The sequence below is a fragment of the Jeotgalibacillus proteolyticus genome (assembly GCF_050107735.1).
Taxonomy (GTDB): domain Bacteria; phylum Bacillota; class Bacilli; order Bacillales; family Jeotgalibacillaceae; genus Jeotgalibacillus; species Jeotgalibacillus proteolyticus_A.
The window spans coordinates 140,932-164,274 of sequence record NZ_JBNILO010000004.1 but is presented as its reverse complement, the minus strand read 5'-3'; the positions used below and the strand labels follow the sequence as shown (position 1 = coordinate 164,274).

Here is a 23,343-nt window from a genome sequence, read left to right as displayed (position 1 = left end):
ATTCGTGCGATGTTATATAGTTGTTGATCTCTTATTTTGATTCCAAAATATATTCTGCCAAAACAGCATGCACATCATATATATTAAGAGACTTATTGAACGTTTTCGTCAGTGGAAGATCCATTCCGGAGATCCATATTTTCAGTTCTGCATCGAGATCAAAAGTCCCTGCTGTTTCTACTGCAAAATGCGTGATGCTTGAATACGGAATGGAATGATACTCAATCTTTTTCCCTGACATCCCCTGTTTATCTACTAAAAGTAAACGTTTGTTGGTAAACAAAAACAGATCACGGATCAGCTTATACGATTTTTCAATTCGTTCCTCCCGTATAAGAAGATTGCCAAACTCCTTCTGGGCATCTTCACTTTTTATTTCAGAAGCATTGCCCATTAATCCATCAAAAAAGCCCATACTGCTCCTCCTCTACAAAGAAAAGCTACCATTCTCTTTTCTTTCCTCTTTTTTCTTAAGTATACAGATCATTTCCAGTTAAAAACAGTCTGAATAGATAGAATCTTAAATGCTATAATACGATAAAGTATGAATATACGTTTAGGAGAGATGGTAGAAATGAAGCGAAAAGTTGCCTTTATAACCGGCACCGGCCGTTCTCAGGGAATTGGAGCAGGCATATGCAGAGAGCTTGCAAAGGACGGGCACGATATTTTATTTACTTATTGGACGAAGTATGATGAGGAGGTTTCATTTCATCGTGAAAAAGACGAGGTGAATGCCATACAAAACGAGATCACTTCCTATGGAGTCCGGTGCGAAAAAATTGAAATGGATCTGCAGGATGCGTCATCATTTAAAAAAGGGTTTCAGTATTGTAAAAAGATGCTGGGCAGGTACCCTGATGTTCTAGTGAATAATGCAGCTGTATCGATTAATGATACGATTTATACAATAACACCTGAAAGCCTGGATGAGCATTACCGGGTAAATGTCCGTGCTGCGACCTTCCTGACATCTGAATTTGTAAAACAATTTGAAGGAGAGTATGGGAGGATCATCAATATAACGACAGGCTGGTCACAGGGGCCTATGCCTGAAGAGCTTTCTTATGTTCTAACCAAATCAGCTGTCGAAACGCTGACGTACACACTGGCGCCGGTGCTTGCTGAAAAAAACATTACGATCAACGCAATCAACCCGGGTCCTACCAACACCGGCTGGATGACAGATGACATAAAACAGGATATTTTAAAACGTTCTCCTTCAGGCAGAATTGGTGAGCCTAAGGATTGTGCTAACCTGGCGGCCTTCCTTGCCAGTGAAAAGGCAGAATGGATCACAGGTCAGGTCATTCATTCTGAAGGAGGCTTTCGAAACAGTCTTTAACTTTTCATGAATGGTAATACCAATATTCCTCTGTGACTGCATTTTGGATTGCATTTTCAAAGCAGAATAATTCTTGCTGAATGCTCTTAAATTGCCTCATATCCACATCTGCTTTTTTCTGCAGATGTTTTTTGGATTGTAAGTATTTAACTCGAAAATAAGTTGGCGGGTGCGTATCGTCCACTTTGGACTTCTCAAGCTCCGCTATTTTCCTGTATCGGCTTTTCTCTCTTTTAGGCAAATGATTGATTTCGTCATTCAGGCAATGGTAAAGATTCAGTTTTTCAGAGGAAAGGGCTGTTTTTCTGATGGAGTATTCGTACAGTCTGCCATACTCGATTTTCTCCAAAAGGGTGATCGCGGGTTCTGTCCCTGCTATACTGGCTCCTGTATAGTCAGCAAAATACTCTGCCTGCTGCTTGTTAAAATACAGAAAATAAAGCAGCAGATCCGAATAAGTTCTCGGGAAAAAGCTAAGAGCCTTTAAAATGAATGAAGATACAATTTTCAATAAACCTCCGCTTTGTCCTTCATGCAATTCCTCTGGTTTCACGATTTCATGCCAGATTCTAAGCGTATTCAAAGCCGTGCCGATGAAAAAGCCTCTGGCAAGATCTCCATTCGCTACATGACCGATTTCATGAGCTAAAAGAGCCTTTTTTTCTTCTGCAGTTAAAATTGAAAACAGAGGAAGACCCACTTTTATAATGACTCGCTTTTTCCAGCCATACCGCCCAATTGAAGCATTAAATTCTCCATTCAGCACCGCACCATCTATTTTGTTAACACCGAGCTCATTTGTGATAGAATCCACCAGCCGGAAAAACTCAGGCAGATCCTCCCGGGTAAGAACTGATTCATCTTTTTCCAATCGGTCAACCTTTGGTCTCGCCACCCACGAGATCCCCAGCAGCAGAGCAGCGGTGAACAGTAAAAAAAATTTATCACTTCCCATCCAGACTAAATATCCTGCCGCAGCAGCCAGACCTAGACTGACGAGGTGAACAAGAGCAGACAGAAAATAAGCAATGACCCCTTGAATCGTAATCGAAGGTTTTTGGGCTGAACTTTTCATCAGTTTATATAGCAGCTGCTCTCCGTTTTTTCTTCCAAGAGCTTCATATGCTTTTCCCAAAAAAGTTTCTTTTTTTTGTTCCTGAGCAGGGTTAAGATTAAAATGACAGTGATCACACCATGAACTGTACCCTGAAATCACAGGAATTCTGCTGCCGCAAGCCGGGCAGCCCATCCACTTTTCACTCAATTAGCCACTCCCTCTCCTTTTTCTGAAAATCACTCGCTGTTATTTAAATATAAAGGTATAAATGGAAATAAAATAGAGGTTTTCCTTCTCTTTTTTCTTTCAAATAGTTTGCTGTTTCACCTTCAAAATCCGACAAAATTTTTAGACTCTCCACCCAACTTTTGTTTTCCACTTCAGTTCAAATAGTAATTAACGAATCACGTTTACGATTATATTTGCGAAAAGTTATTATCTTAATTGCCTATAAAGTTCATCCTAAAGAAGCAGAGGATGGAATGGTTCAGCAATCACTTTGTTGTATAACCCGCATGCTATTTGCACGAAAAAAAGAGCCTGAGACAAAAATGTCTCAAACTCTACGACCGGTTCACTCCGCTTCAGGCGGGCGCTTTCCGCAGGGAAGGCGCTGAGCCCTCCTCAGGCTTTGCCTTTCAGGGTCTCAGCTTGCCGTCATGTCCTGCAGGAGTCGCCACCTTCCGCTCCGCTCACCTACTACTATTAATAAATATATCCTTTTTTTTTAAAATTTCTTGATTTGGCCCAACCTCTTTCACTATTCACCAATCTTATCCAGCTATTACGACTCTTCTTCTTCCAGCAGTCCATTTTCTACAAGCCATTCATAAGCTACAACAGACACACTTTCCCCTTCAATATCCACTCGGTAATTTAACTCCCGCATGATGGTACTGTCCAGGTTTTCTGCCAGAATCGCTGTAATTTCCTCTATTTCAGGATATTCTTCATAAACATCCTCATTAATGGATACGGCTGCACGATAAGGCGGGAAAAATCGTTCATCATCTTCTAGAACGACTAAATCATAGTTTTTGATGGTGGCATCTGTCTCATACGCTACTGACACTTCAACCTGTTCATTATCAAGTGCCCGCTGAGTCAGGCCGATATCCATCTGGCTGATTTGAGCAGATCCAAATTCAAATCCATATGTTTCTTCTACACCCGGCAGTCCATCGGGACGATTTGCAAACTCTGCATCAGAAGCCATTGTAAGTTCACCGGGGTTTTCATTGATATAGGCAGCTAAATCACTAATCGATTCAATCCCCAGTTCTTCAGCCTGCTCGCTTCTCATCGCCAGTGCATAGGTGTTATTCACTTCCGACATATTGATCCAGTTGATATTCTGCTTGCTGTCTACTTCTTTAACTTTGTTAAAAGCTTCCTCGGGATCTGAAATCGGTTCTTCTCCCATATACGTAATAAGAGCTGTTCCGGTATACTCCCACATCAGATCCACCTGACCATTTTCGAGCGCTGAACGGACAACGGTACTGCCCAGGTTATTCATTTGATTTACTTTAAAGCCTTCTTCGGTTAGCAAGAAGGCGGTCATTTCGGATAACAGGTACTGCTCAGTAAAGTTTTTACCTCCTACAGTGACCTCTTTTCCTGCAATGCCTAAGCTTGAGCAAGCTGTCAGCACCATCATGATCAACGTAAGAGGGATAAGCGTTAATATTTTTTTCACAAATGTACGGCCTCCCTTTTCGTTAAGTATTGCTTACTTCTCTTGCACCCTTAGGGACAAGGACATTTTCCAGTTTTCTAAGCAAGTAGTCAGCCAAAATAGCCATGATCGTAACAGGAATCGCACCTGAAATCAGGAAGCCATTGTCAAACAGCTGAATGCCTGTAAAGATCCACACGCCTAGACCGCCTCCACCGACTACATAAGCTAAAGCGGCTGTCCCAATATTTAAAACAACAGCCGTCCTGATGCCGGCAAGAATCGAATATACAGCGTTTGGTAATTCGATGCGGAAAAGAATTTGACTGGGTTTCATTCCCATTCCTTTTGCAGCATCAATTAAGTTGGGGTCGATGGTATCAAGCCCTGCTACAGTGTTCCTGAAGATCGGCAATATGGAGTAGATAAACAAAGCAAATACTGCCGTATTAAAACCGATTCCAAGCACACTGATCATCAGTGCCAGAACGGCCAGACTCGGAATGGTCTGCCCAAAATTCACGATATTTGTAATCAGCCATTCAGCTTTCCTGAATTTTGGTCTTGTAATAAGGATTCCTGCAGGTACAGCAATAAGAATGGCAAGTACGGATGACACAAGCACCAAAACAAAATGCTGCCGCAGTAAAACAAAGAATGTACTGGATTGACTAAATATATAGGAAAAATATTGATTGTATATGGCCCATACTAAGAAAGCGATGACCAATCCATAAATGAAAAATCTAAAGCCGTTGCCGATTAGTTTCTTATTATTCACCGAATCACCCTTCCTGGGATACGGACAGCTTCCCTTTTATTTCAAAATGAAGATATTTTTGAACAAGGTCAATAGTAATTGACCCGATTCTTTCACCTTCATCATTCGTGACAATAACCTGATCGGCTTCCTGATTTAACAGCATGGAAAGTGTATTTCTCAGATCCTGATTTACATTAATCGTTTTTGTATCATAAATGGATTCATCCATTTCAGCTAATCCGATCACTTCCTGTAAATCTTTTACCGTGTGAAGACTTAAGCTTTTAATCGCGCGGTCCTTGCCAAAAAATTGATTGACAAATTCATTTTTCGGGTGGGTAAGCATTTCGGACGGTGTGTCGTACTGCATAATTTCCCCATCACGAAGAAGCATGATTTTATCAGCCATTTTTATCGCTTCATCTATGTCATGGCTTACAAACAAGATCGTCTTTTTGACTTCTCTTTGAATTTGAAGGAACTCATCCTGAATTTTTTCCCGGATGATCGGATCCAGCGCACCAAACGGTTCATCCATCAGCATAACAGGAGGATCTGCTGCGAGCGCACGTACGACGCCGATCCGTTGCTGCTGTCCACCGGATAATTCGTGAGGATATCGTTTTTTGTATATTTTAGGATCCAGTCCAATAAGCTTCATCAGATAGGTGAAGCGCTCTGTTTTCTTTTTCTTATTCCATCCCAAAAGATCCGGGACGATCATGACATTTTCTTCAATTGTCATATTTGGAAAGAGACCATTGCTTTGAATAACATAACCAATTTTTCTTCGAAGCTCGATCGCATCAAGATCCATTGAATTTTCATTATCAATGACAATTGACCCTTCGGTAATGGATTCCAATCGGTTTACCATTCGCAAAAGAGTGGTTTTGCCGCAGCCTGATGGTCCGAGCAGAACAACGATCTTTCCTTCATCAACGGTAAAGTCGACATTTTTAACCGCCGTTTTTTCACTTGTATATTTTTTCGTTACCTGATTAAACGTAATCATTTGTTCACCTCTTAACAGTTATTCGACAACAGCTTTTGTCGTAAAACGTTTCTGAATCAGGAGCAACAGTCCATCTGCAATGATCGCAAGCAAAGCAACGGCTAATGAACCGGAAATAATTAAGTAATTATCTCCTCTGCTGATTCCCTGCGTAATTAAAACACCAAGACCGCCTGCACCGATATAAGCGGCAATGACGGCAATTCCGATATTCAAGACAACCGCAGTACGGATTCCGGCCATGATAACCGGCATAGCATTGGGAATTTCCACACGCAACAGGCGCTGGTGGGTTTTCATGCCCATTCCGACTGCAGCATCTCTCATTTCAGGACTGACATTTTTTATAGCGGTATAGGTATTGCGGATAATTGGCAATTGCGAATAAAGCACCAGTGCTACAAAAGCAGGTAAGAAACCGATTCCTTTATTAATCAGTGAAAAAATAGGAATCATTATACCAAAAAGTGCGAGACTCGGAATAGTCAATGTAACGGAAGCAACTTGAAGAACAGTTCCTGCGAGGTATTCGTTAGTGGTTAGATAAATGCCTAAGGGCACACCAATTAACAGAGCAACGACAATTGCAAGGGAAACCAATACAGCGTGATCCAATGTCAGTTCTAAAATGCGCGGAGCATTAATTTCAAGAAATCTTGCCCATTGTTCCAATGTAATAACCTCCCTTCCTTCAAGAGTATTCTCAACTCTTTCGTTTTTTAAAAATTCTTATTAAAAAAGAGTTAGTCAGAACGTCTTAATCTGATAACTCTTCTTTAGTGTAACATAACCGTAAGAAATTTTTAGCGAATAAGCACAAAGAATGTCATAAGCCCCCGAAAAACTAGTCTATTTTGCTCAATTATGAGAACAGTTTAGGCATTTCATTTATCAGGGTGTAGCCTCCCATATAAGCCATGACGACAACAATCAGTGCCCCGAAAATGGTCATCCAAATTGGATGCTTATAATCGCCGATGATCCTTTTTTTATGAGCAGCTATGAGCATAATACCCAGAGATAGCGGCAGGATCAGTCCATTGAGTGCTCCAACGAAAATTAAGATCGCAACAGGACGGCCAATCAGGACAAATACGGCAGTCGAAATAACAATAAAACTGACAATCAGGACTTTTTCGTATTTTTGAAGGATAGGACTGAAGGTTTTAATAAAAGAGACGGAAGTATAAGCGGCCCCGACAACAGAAGTGACAGCTGCGGCCCACATCACGACTCCGAATATTTTATACCCTGCATTTCCTGCGGCAAGCTGAAATACTGATGCAGGGGGATTCCCGGGATCAATGGTGAGTCCCTGTGCAACAACGCCGAATGTGGCGAGAAACAAAAAGATTCTCATAATGGATGCAATTCCTATCGCAGAAATAGAACTTTTTGTCACTTCACCCAGGTTCTCTTTCCCTTTCAAACCCGCATCAAGAAGGCGATGCCCTCCTGCAAATGTAATGTACCCTCCTACAGTACCGCCGACGAGTGTCACGATGGCGAGAGGGTCAATCGTTTCAGGCATAAAGGTTCTTGCAACTGCTTCTCCAATGGGCGGCTTGGATTGAAACATGACATAAATCGTCAAACCAATCATTAAAAAACCAAGAACCTGCGTAAATCGGTCCATCAAGCGGCCAGCTTCCTTCACTAAGAAGATCCCAACTGCCACCAGTCCGCTGAACAGGGCTCCCGCTTCCGGTGATACACCGAAAAGGACATTGGTTCCAAGCCCCGCTCCCCCGATGTTCCCAATATTAAAAGCAAGGCCGCCCATGACAATGAGGACAGCGAGTACATATCCCAACCCGGGAAGCACATCATTGGCGATTTCCTGCGCTCTTTTTTCTGAGACGGCAATAATGCGCCATATATTCATTTGTGCACCTATATCAATAATGATGGAGACCAAAATGACAAATCCGAAACTCGCTGCCAGGGATTGTGTAAAGGTCGTCGTTTGTGTTAAAAAGCCCGGTCCTATAGCAGATGTAGCCATTAAAAAGGCTGCGCCAAGCAGGACACTGCGGTTAGATTTTTGCATTTTTCTTTCCTCTTTTCACTTCGTAATCGCTACAGACTGACTTTCATCAGCTTTATTTCTTCTGCAGTCAAGGCTGCATGGATTTTTTTAGCAAAAGACAGGGCATGTGCACCGTCCCCATGGATACAGACCGTATCTGCCTGCAGATCTACATCCGCACCTGACACTGATTTCACTTTCTGCTCCTTGATCATCCGGACCACCTGTGCTGCTGCATCATCATCGTCACGAATCAAAGCATTTTTTTCTTTTCGGGAGGTAAGCTCTCCTGACTGCTGATAAGTGCGGTCAGAAAATACTTCACTTGCCGTCTTCAATCCCCTTTTCAGGCCCGCATGGATCAGCTCTGAGCCTGACAGACCATATAATACAAGGTCAGGGTCAACATCATAAACAGCTTTAGCGATTGCGTCCGCCAGAGAGGAGTCGCGTGCAGCCATATTGTATAAAGCGCCATGCGGCTTCACATGCTGCATTTGGGCTCCAGCTGCCTTGACAAACCCATGCAGAGCACCAATTTGATAGACGACGAGATCATAGGCTTCTTCAGGAGTAATAGCGATATTTCTCCTGCCAAACCCTGTCAAGTCATCGAAACCGGGATGAGCCCCTATTCCTACATTTTTTTCCAAAGCCATATGTACGGTTTTTTTCATGGTAGAAGGATCTCCCGCATGAAAGCCGCATGCAATATTGGCAGACGTCACATAATCCAGAAGATCTTTATCATTGCCCATTTTATAAGCACCAAAACCTTCTCCCATATCACAATTTAAATCAACCCTCAGCATTCTCATTCTCCTTTCACAGTCAACTCTATAACGATCGTTTTTCACTCATCCATCGATCGTCCTGTTAGAGACCAGCATTAAACTGGCCCGTTTATTCCCATTCTTACTTTAAACTCAATGCCCCTTTTTAACTCACGAATGTCCCGTTCTCTTTCTATAAGGGACCTTTGAGCTTCGCTGTGAGAAATTTTTGTAAACCGTAGCGGCTCACCAGGCTTTTTTTGAGCTAAAGCAGGAAAATCAACCGATGCTGCCTGTCCAATTTTAGGGTATCCGCCGATCGTCTGCCGATCTGCAAGCAGGATAATGGGCTCGCCATCTGAAGGAACCTGAATTGTACCAAATGAAACTGCCTCTGAAAGCAGCTCTTCAGAAACGGTTCGCTCAAGTACCGGGCCGTTTAAGCGATAGCCCATCCGGTCTGATTGCGGAGAAAGCTTAAAGGATTCCTCCCAGAATTCCTTCTTGCTCTCTTCAGAAAATTCATTATACTGTCTCCCTTCCATCACCCGCACGGTATCCCGTTCATATAAATTATGGAGGTAGATGGCTGATATGGACCAGGCAGAAGTCCAGTATGTTTTCCCTTTTTTCGTTAAAGACTTAATCGTCTGTTGTGTCTGACGTGACGGCGTTCTGACGTTCAGCACATCTTCTTTTTCAAGCGCTCTTCCTTTAAAACCGCCAATGCCTGCACGAACATACGTTGATTGGCTGTTCATAACAGCAGGGATCTCAAGGCCCCCTCCAATAGCTATAACGGCTCTGCAGCCTTTTTTACTGAATTTCATATGAAGTATGCTTCCCTTTTGGACCAAAACGGGACGCCATAGCGGCATTGGTTCATCGTCAATCTGCGCTGAAAAATCTGCTCCACAGACAGCGATGAGCATTTGCTCTTCAAACTGTATAGTGGGACCGGTCAGCGTAACTTCAATTCCTGCCTCTTTTTCTTCATTCCCTACTAAATAATTGGCTACCCGTAACGCAAATGGATCCATCACACCATTTGTGATGATTCCATACTGCTGAAAGCCATGTCTCCCCTCATCCTGTATCGTTGAAAGGAGGCCTGGTTCTATTATCCGAATCATCTATTTCTCTCCTGACGTTCATAGAATTCCTCTTCTGAAATCGCATAAAATCGTATCTTGTCGCCCGCCTGCAGCAGCGTCGGCTCCTCTTCGTTCATCGGACGGAATAAGGCTTCCGGAGTTTGGCCAATCAATTGCCAGCCGCCGGGGGTTTCAATAGGGTATACCCCTGTTTGCTGACCGGCAATCCCTACCGAACCAGCAGGAATTTGAAGTCTCGGTTTTGATTTTCTTGGAGTGGCCAGCTTTTCATTTAATCCGCCTACATACGGAAAACCGGGTGCAAATCCAAGCATATATACGGTATATTCTGCTTTTGTATGAAGTTCCACTACTTCTTCAGCAGAAATCCCATTATGTGCTGCCACTTCTTCTAAATCCGGTCCTGCTTTTCCTCCATAGAAAACAGGGATTTTAATTTCACGTGATGCTTTTTTGGTAAAGGTATTTTTTGAATCGAGCAGCAAAGAGAGTTCCTTCGCGACAAGATCGTAGGGCGATTGGCAGGTAAGAAGCTTGCGAATATCGTAATGAACCGCTATGGAAGCAAAGGCGGGGACAACCTCAATAGCCCAATCGTATCTTCTTTCTTCAATCCTGTCCTTTACTCCCTGCACCTGTTCATGAATCCCTTCATTCACTTCCTGAGAAAACTCGATTAATATGGCCTGATCGCCAAGAGGCTCGAGGGAATAATTCATTGAAGCAGCTCCTTTTCTATACAATCGTCTGAATATTTATTATTTCTGCATTGTACCTTAAAAGATCGATCTCTATCAACCGAATAGATATGATTAGATAGATTTGGCACTTCAGAAGATCGTAATCTGAAACATTATTCCTACTAGATCGTAACTAGATATTGAAGGGTAAAAGCCAATTGAGGATGGACGGGAGCCAGCCAAAATAAAAGTACTATTTAAGGAGGAATTCTTTGAAAAATAAATGGTTCATTTTACAATTATTCACTTTTTTATTCATAGGAACTTTATTTGCATTTTTACATTTATTCGCCTCCCATCTGCAGAAATTTATTCAGGCAGAAGTGCTGGGTTTACCCGGGAGTTTTATTTCTTCTGTTCTTTTTGTGGGAGTGGTGCTGCTCGCGGCACACTTACTCGTCTATTTTCAGCATAAGAAAAAGGGGACATTCTTAAAGCATCCGTTGTGGAAGAGAGTTCCTTTTTTTCTTTTAGCGGTTCTTTTTCTGTCATTTGTCATGATGATTGTCCTCTTTACTTCTATCACCCTTCCACCGGATGCAGGGATCAGTTACCGGTGGATAATGGACCTGCTAGCCTCTTATTTTCTGCTGCTGTTTTATTTCCTGGTCCTATCCTTAATGATTCGCTGGGGAGAGGAGCTTTCTGCTGAAAAAACCTTGCAGCGGACATATTTCTCTTCCCTGACTGCTTACATTCTCTTCGTTTTCCTCGTATAGGTTAGCAGACAATCGTAAAAAGGCGGAATTCAACATCGTGTCTGCACAATGATTGAATTCCGCCTTTTCATGAATAGTGCCGGAAACTTAAGCCGCTGAATCCTGCAGCTTCTTTGCTTTTCTTTTTCGAATACTCCTGGAAACAAGAAATACCAGAAATCCTCCTGTTGTATTCATGATCAAATCATCCACATTAAACACCCGCATCCAGATAAAGCCGGTAAAGGAAAGAAGAAGCTGCAGGGATTCAATCAGCAGACTGGTGCCCAGCAGCAGGAGCAGCGCTTTCCATACACGCTGCACCTTAAACAATGCAGATAAGTAAAATCCTAATGGCATCAGCATAAGAAAATTAAAAAACGTTAAGCGTGCGTTATTAAAAAATGGATACCCGTCAAACCTTTCGTAAGTGCTCCATTCCTGAATAAAATAGAAAGGCTCAAGCTGCATACGGACAGGGGCCTCGTGGATTGGAGGAATATGGATGCCGCCTATTGTAAGCTGCACCACGATCGCACCGTACCAAATAAAACTGTAGAACATCAAACGGTGAAATACGGTTTTCTTTTTCCCTTTTCCATCCCTCCACACAAAAACGATAAATATGATGGCTCCCAACAGAATTGCAGGAATTGTTACTTGGCCCATTGTTTGTTCCACTCTCCAATGTCAAAAGCAAACGGTTATTCCCTTAGTAGAGAAACACCAGCTTTTATCTGAAATATGATTTCTATATTGTATAGTATATTTTAATAAATTAAAAAAATTAGCTGAAATCGGGAACTTTTTTCTTCCAAAAACGTATAATTACCTAATATGGTTTTTATTGGAGGATTGATAGTGTGATAGCTCAGACTCTCGGAAAAACCCTTATGTACATAATCGGAACCTGTGTTGTTTTGCTTTTGGCGGGACTCATTTATACGTTTTGGGTAGGCGGGGATGTAATGGATATGGTGATGGCGTGGTTTAAAAAAGAGTAATGAAAAACCACAACCCCGCTGCGGGCTGTGGCCTCTTCATGCCATTATTGTGCGGTATAGCCGCCGTCAAGGATCACCGCCTGGCCCGTTACACCTCCTGCCTTATCACTTGCAAGAAACAATGTGTAATCCGCTACCTCTTTTACACTGAGCAGCCGCTTTTGAGGGACAAGCGGATAAATAACTTCTTCCAGCACTTTTTCAAGCGTTACCTCCCTGTTTTTGGCCAGATCATCAAGCTGATTTCTCACTAGAGGCGTGTCCACATAGCCGGGACAAAGTGCATTCACCGTTACGCCGTGCTCAGCTCCTTCCAGTGCTGCCACCTTTGTTAATCCATTCACGCCATGCTTTGCGCTATTATAGGCCGCCTTTCCTGCAAAACCTACCAGCCCATTAATTGAGGACATATTGATAATCCGTCCATACCTCTGCTCCTTCATAACAGGAAATACTTTTTTAATTGCAATAAACGGAGCCACCAGCATGATTTTCATTAAAAGCTCAAATTTTTCTGTCGGAAACTCTTCAATCGCTGCTACATATTGCATTCCTGCATTATTTATAAGGACATCCAGTCTGCCGTAATGAACGATTGCTTCTTCAATCGATTTTTCAATCTCAGCTTCCTGCGTGACATCACAGCGCAGTCCTATACAGTTGTATCCTTTTTCAGCCAATGTCTGTGCAGCCTGTTCGACCCGTTTTTCATCAAGATCTGTCAGCACAACTTTGGCTCCTTCTCTGGTAAATTCGCAGCCGATCTCGTATCCAATACCGCTGGCAGCTCCAGTTATAAATACCACCTTGTTTTCAACCATTTTAAGCTCCTCCTGTCTGCCTTTTTCATCATGAATCAGATTCCAAGTCCCAGAGAAAACAGCGCAATGGCGATGCCAAGACCAATCAATGGTACGATGACCGTTACAACACCTACCGGCCCGTATGCGTCCTTATGTGTTTCTCCGCACACCCCTCGGATGGTGGTTACAACATATCCGTTATGAGGCAGCGAATCGAGAGCGCCGGAGGAAATGGCCACCGTTCGATGGAGTGCTTCAGGATTCACCCCCATATCCATGTAGTGCGGTGCCAGCAGCGGCAGCGCAATGACTTGTCCGCCTGATGCAGACCCTGTAAGTCCGGCAATGACACTTACAGCAATTGCCCCTCCAATAAGCGGACTTCCGGGAATACTGGTCATCGCGTCAACTGCCACATTAAAGGCAGGAACCTTTTGAGCGACCCCGCCAAATCCGACTACTGCTGCTGTATTTCCGATGGCGATTAACGCACCGATTGTTCCTTCTGACATAGCTTTTCCAAAATTAATAAAGTATTTTCGATTTAATATATAGGTCGTAACAATTCCTCCGAGCAACGCAATAACTAACGCAGAGGTTAATAGGGCATTATGAAAAATAAATGAAATCAGCAAAACGACAATAAGGGGGATGGCACTTAAAGCAGGATTAGGAAGCTTCCTATTTTCTACAACCGGGTCTGTTTCCCTTGCTTCAAAGCGTTCTCCACGTCCTACAGCCTTACTAATCATCCGCTTCAGCCACCAGTAGCCTGTGATCATCATAAAAACAGCTACCAGTAAACTCACTTCCCAGCCTGCATAGGCCGTTGTGTTTAAATAATCAATCGGGATCCAGTTTTGAATTTCCGGTGACCCGGCAGATGTCATGGTAAACGTTACTGAACCAAAGGCCAAAGCAGCCGGAATAAATCGTCTTGGGAGATCCGCCTGCTTAAACAAGCTGAGTGCCATTGGAAAAACGGAAAATGCTACTACAAACAAGCTGACTCCCCCATAAGTTAATACAGCACATGAAAGAACAATCGCAAACACGGCTTTTTTAATTCCGAATACGTTTACAAGCCACCTTGACACACTGTCTGCTGCCCCGCTATCCTCCATTACTTTTCCAAAAATGGCTCCTAGTAAAAACATAGGAAACCACGATGTAATGAAGCCCGAGAACCCTCCCATATAATTCGTCAAAAAGTTGGACTCTCCTTTTCCCACCAGCTGCGGAAATAACGGCATCCCGCTGAAAAGCGCCACAACCAGCGCACAAAGCGGACCTGCTACAAGAAGATTCATGCCCTTCATCGTTAATACAATAAGTAATATAAGTCCTCCAACCAACCCAATCATACTTAACATTGTTCTTCCTCCCTGCCCTCTTTTTAATTTCTTCTTTCATAGAAATCTCCCATTGAAAAAAGCATTGTTTTTCAAAGCACCGGCAAACAAACTACTCCTGAATGTAATCGCTTACAATTTAGCAGGATAAAACTCATCACCAGGATCGAAATCCACTGTTGGCGCCCTAAATGTAAGTACGATAAAAATTTTTAAATATTTCGACTTATTACGTTTTACAGTGTACCTTTTATAGATTAATAGGTAAAATGAATAATAATTATAATACCTATAACTAAAAACTATAGGTTATCTACATTTAAAAACTCGATAGATTTCCACTTTTTTAAAAAAGGGGTTACCGTATGGATATCAGACAGCTGATGTACTTTATTGAGGTGGCAAAACATAAAAGCTTTACCAAGGCTTCCCGCTCGCTCCATGTTACCCAGCCCACTTTAAGTAAAATGGTAAAGGGTCTGGAGCTTGAGCTGGAAGTAACATTAATTGATCGCTCTGCCAAACAGATTCATTTAACAGATGCGGGAGAGATTGTTTTTATTCAAGCTCAAAAAGTAGTAAATGGCCTGGATGATCTCTCCGCTTCTCTTTACGATGTAATGAACCTGAAGAAGGGAAAAATAAAGATTGGACTTCCTCCAGTGATCAGCACTCTTTTTTTCCCAACCATTATTGCGGAATTTCAAAAAGAATATCCGGATGTTGCGGTGATGCTTGCTGAAGACGGTGCAAAAAAAGTGGAACAAAAAGTATTGGATGGCGAGGTTGATCTGGGGTTTGTTCTGCTGCCGGTTAATGAAGAGCAGTTTGACGTTGTTCCCTTTGTTCAGCAGGAAATTAAACTTCTCGTCCATGAGTCACATCCTTTAGCAAACCGGAAAGTCGTTGATCCGATTGAGCTGAAGGAAGATAAATTCCTGCTGTTAAGCAAAGAATTTACGCTAAATAGCAGAACCATTGAGGTTTGCATCAGTCAGGGCTTTACGCCTCAAATTGCGTATGAAAGCTCCCAGTGGGATTTTATTGTTGGAATGGTGGAGAAAAATCTCGGCGTCACACTGATGCCAAAACTGATCTGCGACCGGGTAAAGGACGGGCCTTTCAAAATGATCTCTCTGACAAAGCCTTTCCCTTGGCATCTGGGGATGATTTTAGCCAAAAACAGATATGTCCCCTACACATCGAGAGAATTTATCTCTCTTGTAAAATCCCTGCCGCAAGGATAGGCTGGGCGTTCACACACACAGAACATTTGGAGTGAAATACACTAATTAACAAGTGACAGACACCGGCAGCTGATGCAGCAATTGTCGGACCTTTGTTTGTCCTGTAAAAATAGGTTTCTTCCAGAAAGGGTAATGTGTGATGAACGAATATTACTATATGAATTCTTATCCCTACTATGATCAGATGTCTGTCTATGATCAACGAATTCTTTCCCCCATCAACTGGTTTCCTCTTCCCGGCGGTGGACAGGGCGGCGGTCAGGGATTTCCTTTTCCAGGCGGAGGACAAAGCGGTGGTAATACACAACAGAATGCAAGTGCTCCAACCACCCCGCCCCCTTCACAAATTCCGCCTAAACCCTTTACTGCTCAAGGAGGCCCGTCTGTTTTCCTAGTTGACCCCAATGTCATTCGTCCATGTCTTTTCCGATTTACTTATGTATGGCTGACGAGTGGAGCCTCATTCTGGTTTTATCCAGTCGTATTAGGTAACAATTCCGTTGGCGGATTTTATTGGAACAGCAGACAGTTCCGCTGGATGTACATCGGACTCGACACCCGTAATATAGAAGTCGTCAGCTGTTCTTAACTAAAAACAGGAGCTTTAGTGGTCAGATGCTGAACCGCTTAAGCTCCTGTTTTACGTGGGATTTTTTCTTTGAACCTTGTTTAAATACGAAACGATGGACGTTTTAATCGAAGCGTATGCACCTACTGCAGCATTCCCATAAAAAAATCCCATAAACAGTCCAGCAGCCAAATGACCTTTATGACTGATAAAAATAGAAAGAACTAACCCAAGAGCGTTTGCGAGGGTCGGGATGATAAATTTTGGAATAAGGAATCGCATTTTCAGCAGCTGGATCATTACGACAATTGCAGGAACAGCGATGACCGCATCCCAAAAATTTGTTTGGATCTCTGGAAAACTCATGACTTCCCCCCTTTCCACTAGCTTTCCGTCTAAAAGTAAATCCATACAAAAAAGTTTTAAAACAGGGATATTCATCCAAGAACCCAAACCGGGTTAGGCATAAGCTTTAAAGAATGAACTTATAGGAGGGTACGCTTATGAACAACGGCATGTATTCTTTACATGATGGATATACGTATGACAATCAATCGTATGAAACAGACCAAAGACAATTTGGAAGGCCATTTGGAAGACCTTTTGGATACGGACGGCCTTTTGGTTACGGCCGGCCTTTCGGATATGGCAGACCATTCGGTTACGGCTTTCCAGCAGGTTTTGCAGGCGGGCTTTTGACAGGAGCACTTTTAACTCCTGGATTAGGCTACGGCTATGCTTACCCGCCTTATCCGTACCCGTATCCTTATTACTATTAAGGGACCGTAACCCCCAAACCTTAGAAAAGGCCAGCGCCGTCCTTGGGAAAATCGTTTACGTGAAGCGCAGTGAACCGGTCGCAGAGCCCGAGACACCTTGTCTCAGGCTCTTATTCATTTGCAAAAATCAGAAGAATAATTGATGCATGAAAATAGCCCTTTACAATTTTCTAGTCATTACGGCTCATTTTGTGCAATATTTGTGCAACCGCTTACATAAATAACATGCTTGTTTTATAATTCTAAATAATACCACTATTCTATTTTAGGAGGGAAAAAAGCACGTGAAAAATCAAAAATGGCTTTCCTGCTTGCTCGCAATGGTGTTGGTTCTATCATTCATTCCGATTGCGCAACCGATTGCATCTGTTCAGGCAGAAGATTCATCTACTTACACTTCTTTAATTGTCCATTATCAGGAGGATCCGAATACTGTCCAGGATTGGAACTTATGGGTTTGGGCGGATGGAGCCGAGGGCCAGGTACATAATTTTACGGATGAAGATGCATTTGGCAAAATCGCCAGGGTTGATCTGGATGGTGCCCACGATCGCATTGGATTTATCGTGCGGACGGATGAATGGGAAAAAGATGGCGGTGACAGATGGACGGATGTAGAAGCCGGTGTTGCTGAGGTTTGGATTAAATCAGGCGATGACACGGTTTATACTGAACCGCCGGATGGTGAATATCGAGACTTCCCTTCTTTTAATGAGGTCGATTTAACGGTCCATTACTACCGCTATGACAATAACTATGAAGGCTGGGATTTATGGGCATGGCCCGGCAGCGGAGATGGACAAACCGTTGAATTCACTTCAGAGGATGATTTCGGAAAAACAGCAGAGGTTACGTTGACCGATGAAGAAGCATTTGATCGAATCGGATTGATTGTCCGAAAAAATGAAGGAGATAATGACTGGGCGGATCGCGAATTCGGAGATCGGATTATCCGGCAGATCCAAGAAGACGGGAAGGCTGAAATCTGGTTAGTCCAAGGTGAGGAAGGCATTTACTATGACCCAAATCATATTGACCGCGACCCGAAAATTTTGCGTGCAGCGATCGACGGCCTTAACGAGATTACGCTCACAACGAATTTTCCAATTGACACTTCCCTTGAAGATCCGGGAATTGAATTAAGCGGCGGCCTGGACATTGAGTCCATAGAGCCTGTAAACGAAGGAGAAACCCAGACCACGCAAGTGAAAATTTCAACAAAACAGGAAATTGATCTGACAAAGACGTATAAAGTCATCACGGACGTGTTTGGTGAAGCGACAATCCAGGTTGGAAAAGTTGTACGATCAGAAGCGTTTGATGAGGAATACTTTTATGACGGTGATGACTTAGGAAATACGTATACAGAACAGCAGACCGATTTTAAAGTATGGGCTCCTACAGCAAGTGAAGCAATGCTTGTGACCTATGATGCCTGGGATGATGCCGACGGAACAGAAATAGCGATGGAAAAAGGTGATAAGGGTACATGGAAAGCATCTTTAAGCGGAGATCAGGACGGCCTTCTCTACACGTATAAGGTGAAAATTGGAGATGAATGGCGAGAAGCGGTAGATCCTTATGTACGTTCGACGTCTGTTAACGGAGATAAAGGAGCCGTAATTGACCTTGATGAAACAGATCCGGATGGCTGGGACAATGGAAAAGGATTTACCTCCTCCCCTCACCCTGAAGATGCCATCATTTATGAACTTCATGTCCGGGACTTGTCCATTCAGCCTGAAAGCGGGATCGAAGAAAAAGGAAAGTACCTCGGGGTCTCAGAGTTAAAAACAACGGGTCCTGAAGGAGTAAGAACCGGCTTGAACCACATTAAAGATCTTGGAGTCAGTCATGTACAGTTTCTTCCAATCTATGACTACCGCACAGTGGATGAAACGAAGCTCGACACGCCTCAATTTAACTGGGGATATGATCCGAAAAATTACAATGTCCCAGAAGGATCTTATGCAACGGATCCGTATGATCCTGATGTTCGTGTAACGGAATTAAAGGAAATGATCCACACCCTGCATCAGGAGAACCTCGGAGTGGTTATGGATGTTGTTTATAACCATATGTACGCCGTGAATGAATCAAACTTTAATCAGCTTGTTCCCGGCTACTATTTCCGCTATAACGAAGATGGCACTCTGGCTAATGGGACAGGGGTAGGAAATGATACAGCCTCTGAAAGAAGAATGATGGAGAAATTCATTGTAGACTCCGTTTCCTACTGGGCAGAGGAATATAAGATGAATGGTTTCCGCTTTGATCTTATGGGAATTCACGATACAGATACGATGAATGCTGTACGGGAAGCTCTTGATGAGATTGATCCTTCTATCATCGTACTTGGAGAAGGATGGGATCTTAACACCCCTCTTGATCCTCAGCGAAAAGCCAATCAGAAAAATGCAGAAGATATGCCTCGTGTCGCCCATTTTAACGATACTCTTCGCGATGGGGCAAAAGGCAGTGTCTGGGAAGATGCAGACCCGGGCTTTATTAACGGCAAGCAGGGGATGGAAGAAATAATGAGACAAAGTGTTGCCGGCGGACTGGACTACGATGACAGCACAGCCACCTACCGTGATCCTGATCAGGTCGTTCAATATGTAGAAGCTCATGACAACCTGACTTTGTGGGACAAGCTGGAAAAAACAAATCCTGACGCTACTGAAAACGAGAAAATAGCCATGCATAAGCTTGGTTCTTCTATTGTGCTCACCTCACAGGGTATTTCGTTTATCCATGCTGGCCAGGAATTTATGCGCACAAAAGGCGGAGACCATAACAGCTATCAGTCTCCGGATTCCGTCAATCAGCTTGACTGGGAAAGACGCGCTGAGTTTGATGAGGAAGTAGATTATATGAAAGGATTGATCGATCTTCGCCAGCGATTTGAAGCATTCCGTTTAACGGACGGCGATGAAATCGAAGACCGCCTTTCGTTTATAAAAGCACCAAGGAATGTTGTTGCTTATACTCTTGAGGAGAAAAAGCATCGGAATCTTGTCGTTATCCATAATGCAAATAAAGGAGCTGCAGCTGTCAAGCTTCCTGGAAAGGGACCTTGGAAAGTGCTGGTGGACAGTGAAGATGCCGGAACCAAAATTTTAGCCATTCGCCACGGAAATACCGTCAAAGTAAAAGGATTAAGCTCGATGGTGCTGCTTAAGGATGGGAAATTAAAATAGGGTGGCAATTGAACAATAGGACGGCTTTTTGAAAAAGAAGGGTGTTGGGCAAGTCAGATTTTACTGGCTTTCTTAACACTCTTCTTTTCATCTCTCCGCCTATCCGTTCATTGACAGAAAAAATTTACCAGTCCTATAATAAGTTCAGCACAACTTTACAGTGGAAAGGATGACTACCGAATGAATAAACCTAAAGGAAATCGCATTGCTTTAATTGGGACAGGTTTTGTGGGTTCTAGTTATGCATTTGCTCTTCTTAATCAAGGTGTCGCAGATGAATTAATCATGATTGATATGAATGAAGAAAAGGCAAAAGGTGATGTACTCGATTTAAATCACGGAAAGGTATTTGCAGCGAATCCTTTAGGAATCCGGTTCGGCACGTATGAAGATTGCCATGATGCGGATATCGTGGTCATCTGTGCAGGCGCCAATCAAAAGCCTGGGGAAACACGGCTTCAGCTGGTGGAAAAAAACCTGAAAATCTTTCATTCTATTGTGACTCAGGTTACGTCAAGCGGTTTTGACGGCATTTTTCTCGTCGCCACCAATCCAGTGGACGTGTTAACATACGCAACCTGGAAATACAGCGGCTTTCCTAAAGAAAGAGTCATCGGTTCAGGAACCATTCTGGATACAGCCAGATTCCGCTTTTTGCTGGGAGAGTATTTTAACGTTGCCCCGCAAAATGTCCACGGCTACATTATCGGCGAGCATGGGGACAGTGAGTTGCCGGTCTACAGTTCAGTCGATGTGGGCGGGGTTTCAGTTATGAAGATGATTGAAAAAAACAATACCTATTCGCAGGAGGATCTTGATGATATTTTTGTAAATGTACGCGATGCTGCCTATCAGATTATTAACAGTAAAGGCGCCACCTATTATGGAATCGCTATGGGGCTGGTCCGCATAACAAAAGCCCTCCTTCATAATGAAAACAGCATCCTGACCGTTTCTGCTCTTCTTGAAGGAGAATATGGAGAAGACGATGTTTATATAGGAGTCCCAGCTGTCTTAAATCGTCATGGAATACGGGAAATCATCGAGCTTGATCTTAGTTCCCATGAGAAGGATCTATTCCGTAAAAGCGCTGCTACCTTAAAAGAAACTCTGGCTCCTCACTTTTCAGAATAAGAAGTGGTTCTAATTGGACTGTAATGCCTTTATTTCTTTACAGCTATAAATAAACAAAAAAACTTGAGACAGAAGTGTCTCAAGGTTTACGACCGGTTCACTGCGCTTCAGGCTGACGCTTTCCGCAGGGACGGCGCTGAGCCTTTTCAGAGCCTTGCTCTGTAAAGGCTCAGCTTGCCGTCATATCCTGCAGGAGTCGCCACCTTCCGCTCCGCTCACCTCATACTAATAAATATAATTGGTCTCGTTTTAGTACTTTTTTCAGCTTTTACTCTGCTTCATCCCCGCTCATACTGAACGCGATGAAGATTTGCAAAGATGCCTTCCTGTTCAAGCAGCTCTTCATGGGTTCCGTCCTCTGCTATTCCATCTTCGGTTACAACGACGACCCGGTCCGCTTTTCTGATTGTAGCTAGACGATGGGCAATGACAAGTGTCGTACGCCCTTTAGAAAGTTCTGCTATGGCTTCCTGAATAATCGATTCTGTTTCTGTATCGAGCGCTGAAGTCGCCTCATCTAAAATAAGGATCGGCGGATTTTTCAGGAACATGCGGGCAAGCGCAATCCGCTGCTTTTGGCCTCCGGAGAGCTTAAGTCCCCTCTCCCCTATTTGAGTGTCATAGCCAAGAGGGAGTGATTGGATAACAGACTCCAGGTTTGCCCGTCTTGCTGCCTCTTTTATTTCTTCCTCTGTCGCCCCGAGTTTTCCGTAAGCGATATTTTCTTTTAAGGTGCCTGTAAATAAAAATACGTCCTGCTGCACGATGCCAATCTGACTGCGAAGCGATTCCTTAGTCATTTTCCGAATATCCATATGATCAATCGTAATCGCCCCTTCTGTTACATCATAGAAGCGCGGAATAAGGGAACAAATTGTTGTTTTGCCGGCTCCAGAAGGTCCAACAAACGCAACCGTCTCTCCTTGTTTAAGCGATAGAGAGATGTTTTTCAGGACAGGCTTGTACGCATCGTAGCTGAACGAAACGTCATGAAAGTCAATTTGCCCCTTCAATTCCTTCACATCTTTGGCATCCGGATGGTTGGAAATATCCGGTGACTGATCCAGCATATCGGTGAATCGCTTAAAACCAGCCATGCCCTTTGGATACATTTCAAGCAGCGCACTGATCTTATCAATAGGCTTAAACAGCACATTGATATAAAGAACAAAGCCTACTAATTCTCCATAGGTGATTTCGTTGGTAAAGCTTAACCAAGCTCCGTATACCAGAACCACCAGGACAATTAAACGCGTCATCATGTAGATCCCCGATGAGCTGTAAGACATTACTTTATAAGCACTTATTTTTGTCTTGCGGTAGGTTTTGTTATCTGTCGTAAAGCGGTCGATCTCATGATTTTCATTTGTAAAGGATTGGACCACGCGAACACCTGACACACTGTCCTCTACTCTGGCATTCACCTCTGCAATATCCCCGTACATTTTCTTCCAGGCCTTGTTCATTTGAATATTGCAATAGGTAATCAGCCAGATTAAAAATGGCACGACAATAATGGCAACCAAAGCGAGTTTTACATTAATCGTGAGCATAATCCAGAAAGCTCCGATGAAGGTCATAAACGCAATAAAAATATCCTCCGGTCCATGATGGGCAAGCTCGCCAATATCAAATAAATCATTCGTGATACGGCTCATCACATGACCGGTCTTGGTATTATCAAAGAAGCGAAAAGACTGCTTTTGAACGTGCTCAAACAGCTCCTGCCTCATATCCGTTTCAATATTAATGCCCAGCTTATGTCCCCAATAGTTCACTACGTATTGAAGCGAGGTGCTCATTAAGTATAGAACCAGAAGGATAAAGCTTACCCACGTGATGGCCTGCCAGTTCCCCTCCGGGAGAAGCTCATCAATAAACCAGGCAACAGCAAGCGGAAAACCTAATTCTAAAAGACCGACCAGCACGGCACAGCTAAAGTCAGCAGCAAAAAGCTTTTTATGTGGCTTATAGTACTGAAAAAATCGTTTAAGCATCGGACAATTCTCCTCTATACACTCTCTTATCAAAAAGCAATACACT

The 23,343-nt window shown here is 43.2% G+C and carries 23 protein-coding genes; 8 read left to right on the top strand and 15 right to left on the bottom strand.

Translation table 11 applies throughout. The features are described from left to right. Positions 1–31: 31 nt before the first annotated feature. The gene (locus tag ACQCT8_RS08315; RefSeq protein ID WP_426870096.1) at positions 32–415 is read right to left on the bottom strand and encodes a PH domain-containing protein; all 384 of its coding nucleotides are present in this window, start codon (positions 413–415) and stop codon (positions 32–34) included. 150 nt (positions 416–565) lie between these two features. Between ACQCT8_RS08315 and ACQCT8_RS08310 the strand changes: the two genes are divergently transcribed. Continuing rightward, the gene (locus ACQCT8_RS08310; RefSeq protein ID WP_426870095.1) at positions 566–1,345 is read left to right on the top strand and encodes an SDR family oxidoreductase; all 780 of its coding nucleotides are present in this window, start codon (positions 566–568) and stop codon (positions 1,343–1,345) included. Positions 1,346–1,349: 4 nt separating this feature from the next. Here ACQCT8_RS08310 and ACQCT8_RS08305 read toward each other — a convergent pair whose 3' ends face one another. The 9 genes from ACQCT8_RS08305 to pxpB all read right to left on the bottom strand — a co-directional run bounded on the left by ACQCT8_RS08305 (position 1,350) and on the right by pxpB (position 10,494). Then, a complete protein-coding gene (locus ACQCT8_RS08305; protein WP_426870094.1) occupies positions 1,350–2,609 on the bottom strand; it encodes a M48 family metallopeptidase in 1,260 nt (419 codons plus the stop codon). Positions 2,610–3,186: 577 nt separating this feature from the next. Continuing rightward, complete coding sequence (locus ACQCT8_RS08300) at positions 3,187–4,101, bottom strand: glycine betaine ABC transporter substrate-binding protein (RefSeq protein WP_426870093.1); 915 nt, start codon at positions 4,099–4,101, stop codon at positions 3,187–3,189. Positions 4,102–4,123: 22 nt separating this feature from the next. Continuing rightward, entirely contained in the window at positions 4,124–4,861 is a 738-nt protein-coding gene (locus tag ACQCT8_RS08295) for an ABC transporter permease (protein ID WP_426870092.1), read from the bottom strand. A 4-nt stretch (positions 4,862–4,865) separates the two neighbouring features. Next, the gene (locus tag ACQCT8_RS08290) at positions 4,866–5,858 is read right to left on the bottom strand and encodes an ABC transporter ATP-binding protein (protein WP_426870091.1); all 993 of its coding nucleotides are present in this window, start codon (positions 5,856–5,858) and stop codon (positions 4,866–4,868) included. A gap of 18 nt (positions 5,859–5,876) precedes the next feature. Beyond that, positions 5,877–6,530, bottom strand: coding sequence for an ABC transporter permease (locus tag ACQCT8_RS08285; protein ID WP_426870090.1), 654 nt, complete (start codon positions 6,528–6,530; stop codon positions 5,877–5,879). Positions 6,531–6,720: 190 nt separating this feature from the next. Continuing rightward, positions 6,721–7,908: an NRAMP family divalent metal transporter gene (locus tag ACQCT8_RS08280; protein ID WP_426870089.1), complete on the bottom strand. Its 1,188-nt coding sequence runs from the start codon at positions 7,906–7,908 to the stop codon at positions 6,721–6,723. A gap of 29 nt (positions 7,909–7,937) precedes the next feature. Beyond that, entirely contained in the window at positions 7,938–8,699 is a 762-nt protein-coding gene (gene pxpA / locus ACQCT8_RS08275; RefSeq protein ID WP_426870088.1) for a 5-oxoprolinase subunit PxpA, read from the bottom strand. A gap of 77 nt (positions 8,700–8,776) precedes the next feature. Next, on the bottom strand, positions 8,777–9,793 hold the full coding sequence (locus ACQCT8_RS08270; RefSeq protein WP_426870087.1) for a biotin-dependent carboxyltransferase family protein: 1,017 nt from the start codon (positions 9,791–9,793) through the stop codon (positions 8,777–8,779). Further along, positions 9,790–10,494, bottom strand: coding sequence for a 5-oxoprolinase subunit PxpB (gene pxpB, locus ACQCT8_RS08265; protein WP_426870086.1), 705 nt, complete (start codon positions 10,492–10,494; stop codon positions 9,790–9,792). Before pxpB ends, ACQCT8_RS08270 begins: the two co-directional genes overlap by 4 nt. Positions 10,495–10,727: 233 nt before the next feature. Between pxpB and ACQCT8_RS08260 the strand changes: the two genes are divergently transcribed. Then, entirely contained in the window at positions 10,728–11,234 is a 507-nt protein-coding gene (locus ACQCT8_RS08260) for a hypothetical protein (RefSeq protein ID WP_426870085.1), read from the top strand. 87 nt (positions 11,235–11,321) lie between these two features. Here ACQCT8_RS08260 and ACQCT8_RS08255 read toward each other — a convergent pair whose 3' ends face one another. Beyond that, the gene (locus tag ACQCT8_RS08255) at positions 11,322–11,882 is read right to left on the bottom strand and encodes a VanZ family protein (protein ID WP_426870084.1); all 561 of its coding nucleotides are present in this window, start codon (positions 11,880–11,882) and stop codon (positions 11,322–11,324) included. Between the two features lie 194 nt (positions 11,883–12,076). Between ACQCT8_RS08255 and ACQCT8_RS08250 the strand changes: the two genes are divergently transcribed. Next, on the top strand, positions 12,077–12,217 hold the full coding sequence (locus ACQCT8_RS08250) for a hypothetical protein (RefSeq protein WP_426870083.1): 141 nt from the start codon (positions 12,077–12,079) through the stop codon (positions 12,215–12,217). Positions 12,218–12,261: 44 nt separating this feature from the next. Here ACQCT8_RS08250 and ACQCT8_RS08245 read toward each other — a convergent pair whose 3' ends face one another. Then, positions 12,262–13,038: a 3-hydroxybutyrate dehydrogenase gene (locus ACQCT8_RS08245; RefSeq protein ID WP_426870082.1), complete on the bottom strand. Its 777-nt coding sequence runs from the start codon at positions 13,036–13,038 to the stop codon at positions 12,262–12,264. A 35-nt stretch (positions 13,039–13,073) separates the two neighbouring features. Beyond that, entirely contained in the window at positions 13,074–14,393 is a 1,320-nt protein-coding gene (locus tag ACQCT8_RS08240) for a GntP family permease (RefSeq protein ID WP_426870081.1), read from the bottom strand. A gap of 344 nt (positions 14,394–14,737) precedes the next feature. Between ACQCT8_RS08240 and ACQCT8_RS08235 the strand changes: the two genes are divergently transcribed. Then, on the top strand, positions 14,738–15,619 hold the full coding sequence (locus ACQCT8_RS08235; protein ID WP_426870080.1) for a LysR substrate-binding domain-containing protein: 882 nt from the start codon (positions 14,738–14,740) through the stop codon (positions 15,617–15,619). Positions 15,620–15,758: 139 nt separating this feature from the next. Then, on the top strand, positions 15,759–16,208 hold the full coding sequence (locus ACQCT8_RS08230) for a hypothetical protein (protein ID WP_426870079.1): 450 nt from the start codon (positions 15,759–15,761) through the stop codon (positions 16,206–16,208). 51 nt (positions 16,209–16,259) lie between these two features. On the opposite strand, the gene ACQCT8_RS08225 is transcribed toward ACQCT8_RS08230, so the two are convergent. Continuing rightward, positions 16,260–16,553: a hypothetical protein gene (locus tag ACQCT8_RS08225; protein WP_426870078.1), complete on the bottom strand. Its 294-nt coding sequence runs from the start codon at positions 16,551–16,553 to the stop codon at positions 16,260–16,262. 149 nt (positions 16,554–16,702) lie between these two features. Here ACQCT8_RS08225 and ACQCT8_RS08220 point away from each other — a divergent pair, with 149 nt between their 5' ends. From ACQCT8_RS08220 to ACQCT8_RS08210, 3 genes are all read left to right on the top strand, one after another. Continuing rightward, entirely contained in the window at positions 16,703–16,966 is a 264-nt protein-coding gene (locus ACQCT8_RS08220) for a spore coat protein (protein WP_426870313.1), read from the top strand. Positions 16,967–17,286: 320 nt separating this feature from the next. Next, complete coding sequence (pulA, locus tag ACQCT8_RS08215) at positions 17,287–20,166, top strand: type I pullulanase (RefSeq protein ID WP_426870311.1); 2,880 nt, start codon at positions 17,287–17,289, stop codon at positions 20,164–20,166. 180 nt (positions 20,167–20,346) lie between these two features. Continuing rightward, on the top strand, positions 20,347–21,300 hold the full coding sequence (locus ACQCT8_RS08210; protein WP_426870077.1) for an L-lactate dehydrogenase: 954 nt from the start codon (positions 20,347–20,349) through the stop codon (positions 21,298–21,300). Positions 21,301–21,578: 278 nt separating this feature from the next. On the opposite strand, the gene ACQCT8_RS08205 is transcribed toward ACQCT8_RS08210, so the two are convergent. Beyond that, on the bottom strand, positions 21,579–23,297 hold the full coding sequence (locus ACQCT8_RS08205) for an ABC transporter ATP-binding protein (protein WP_426870076.1): 1,719 nt from the start codon (positions 23,295–23,297) through the stop codon (positions 21,579–21,581). Positions 23,298–23,343: the final 46 nt, after the last annotated feature.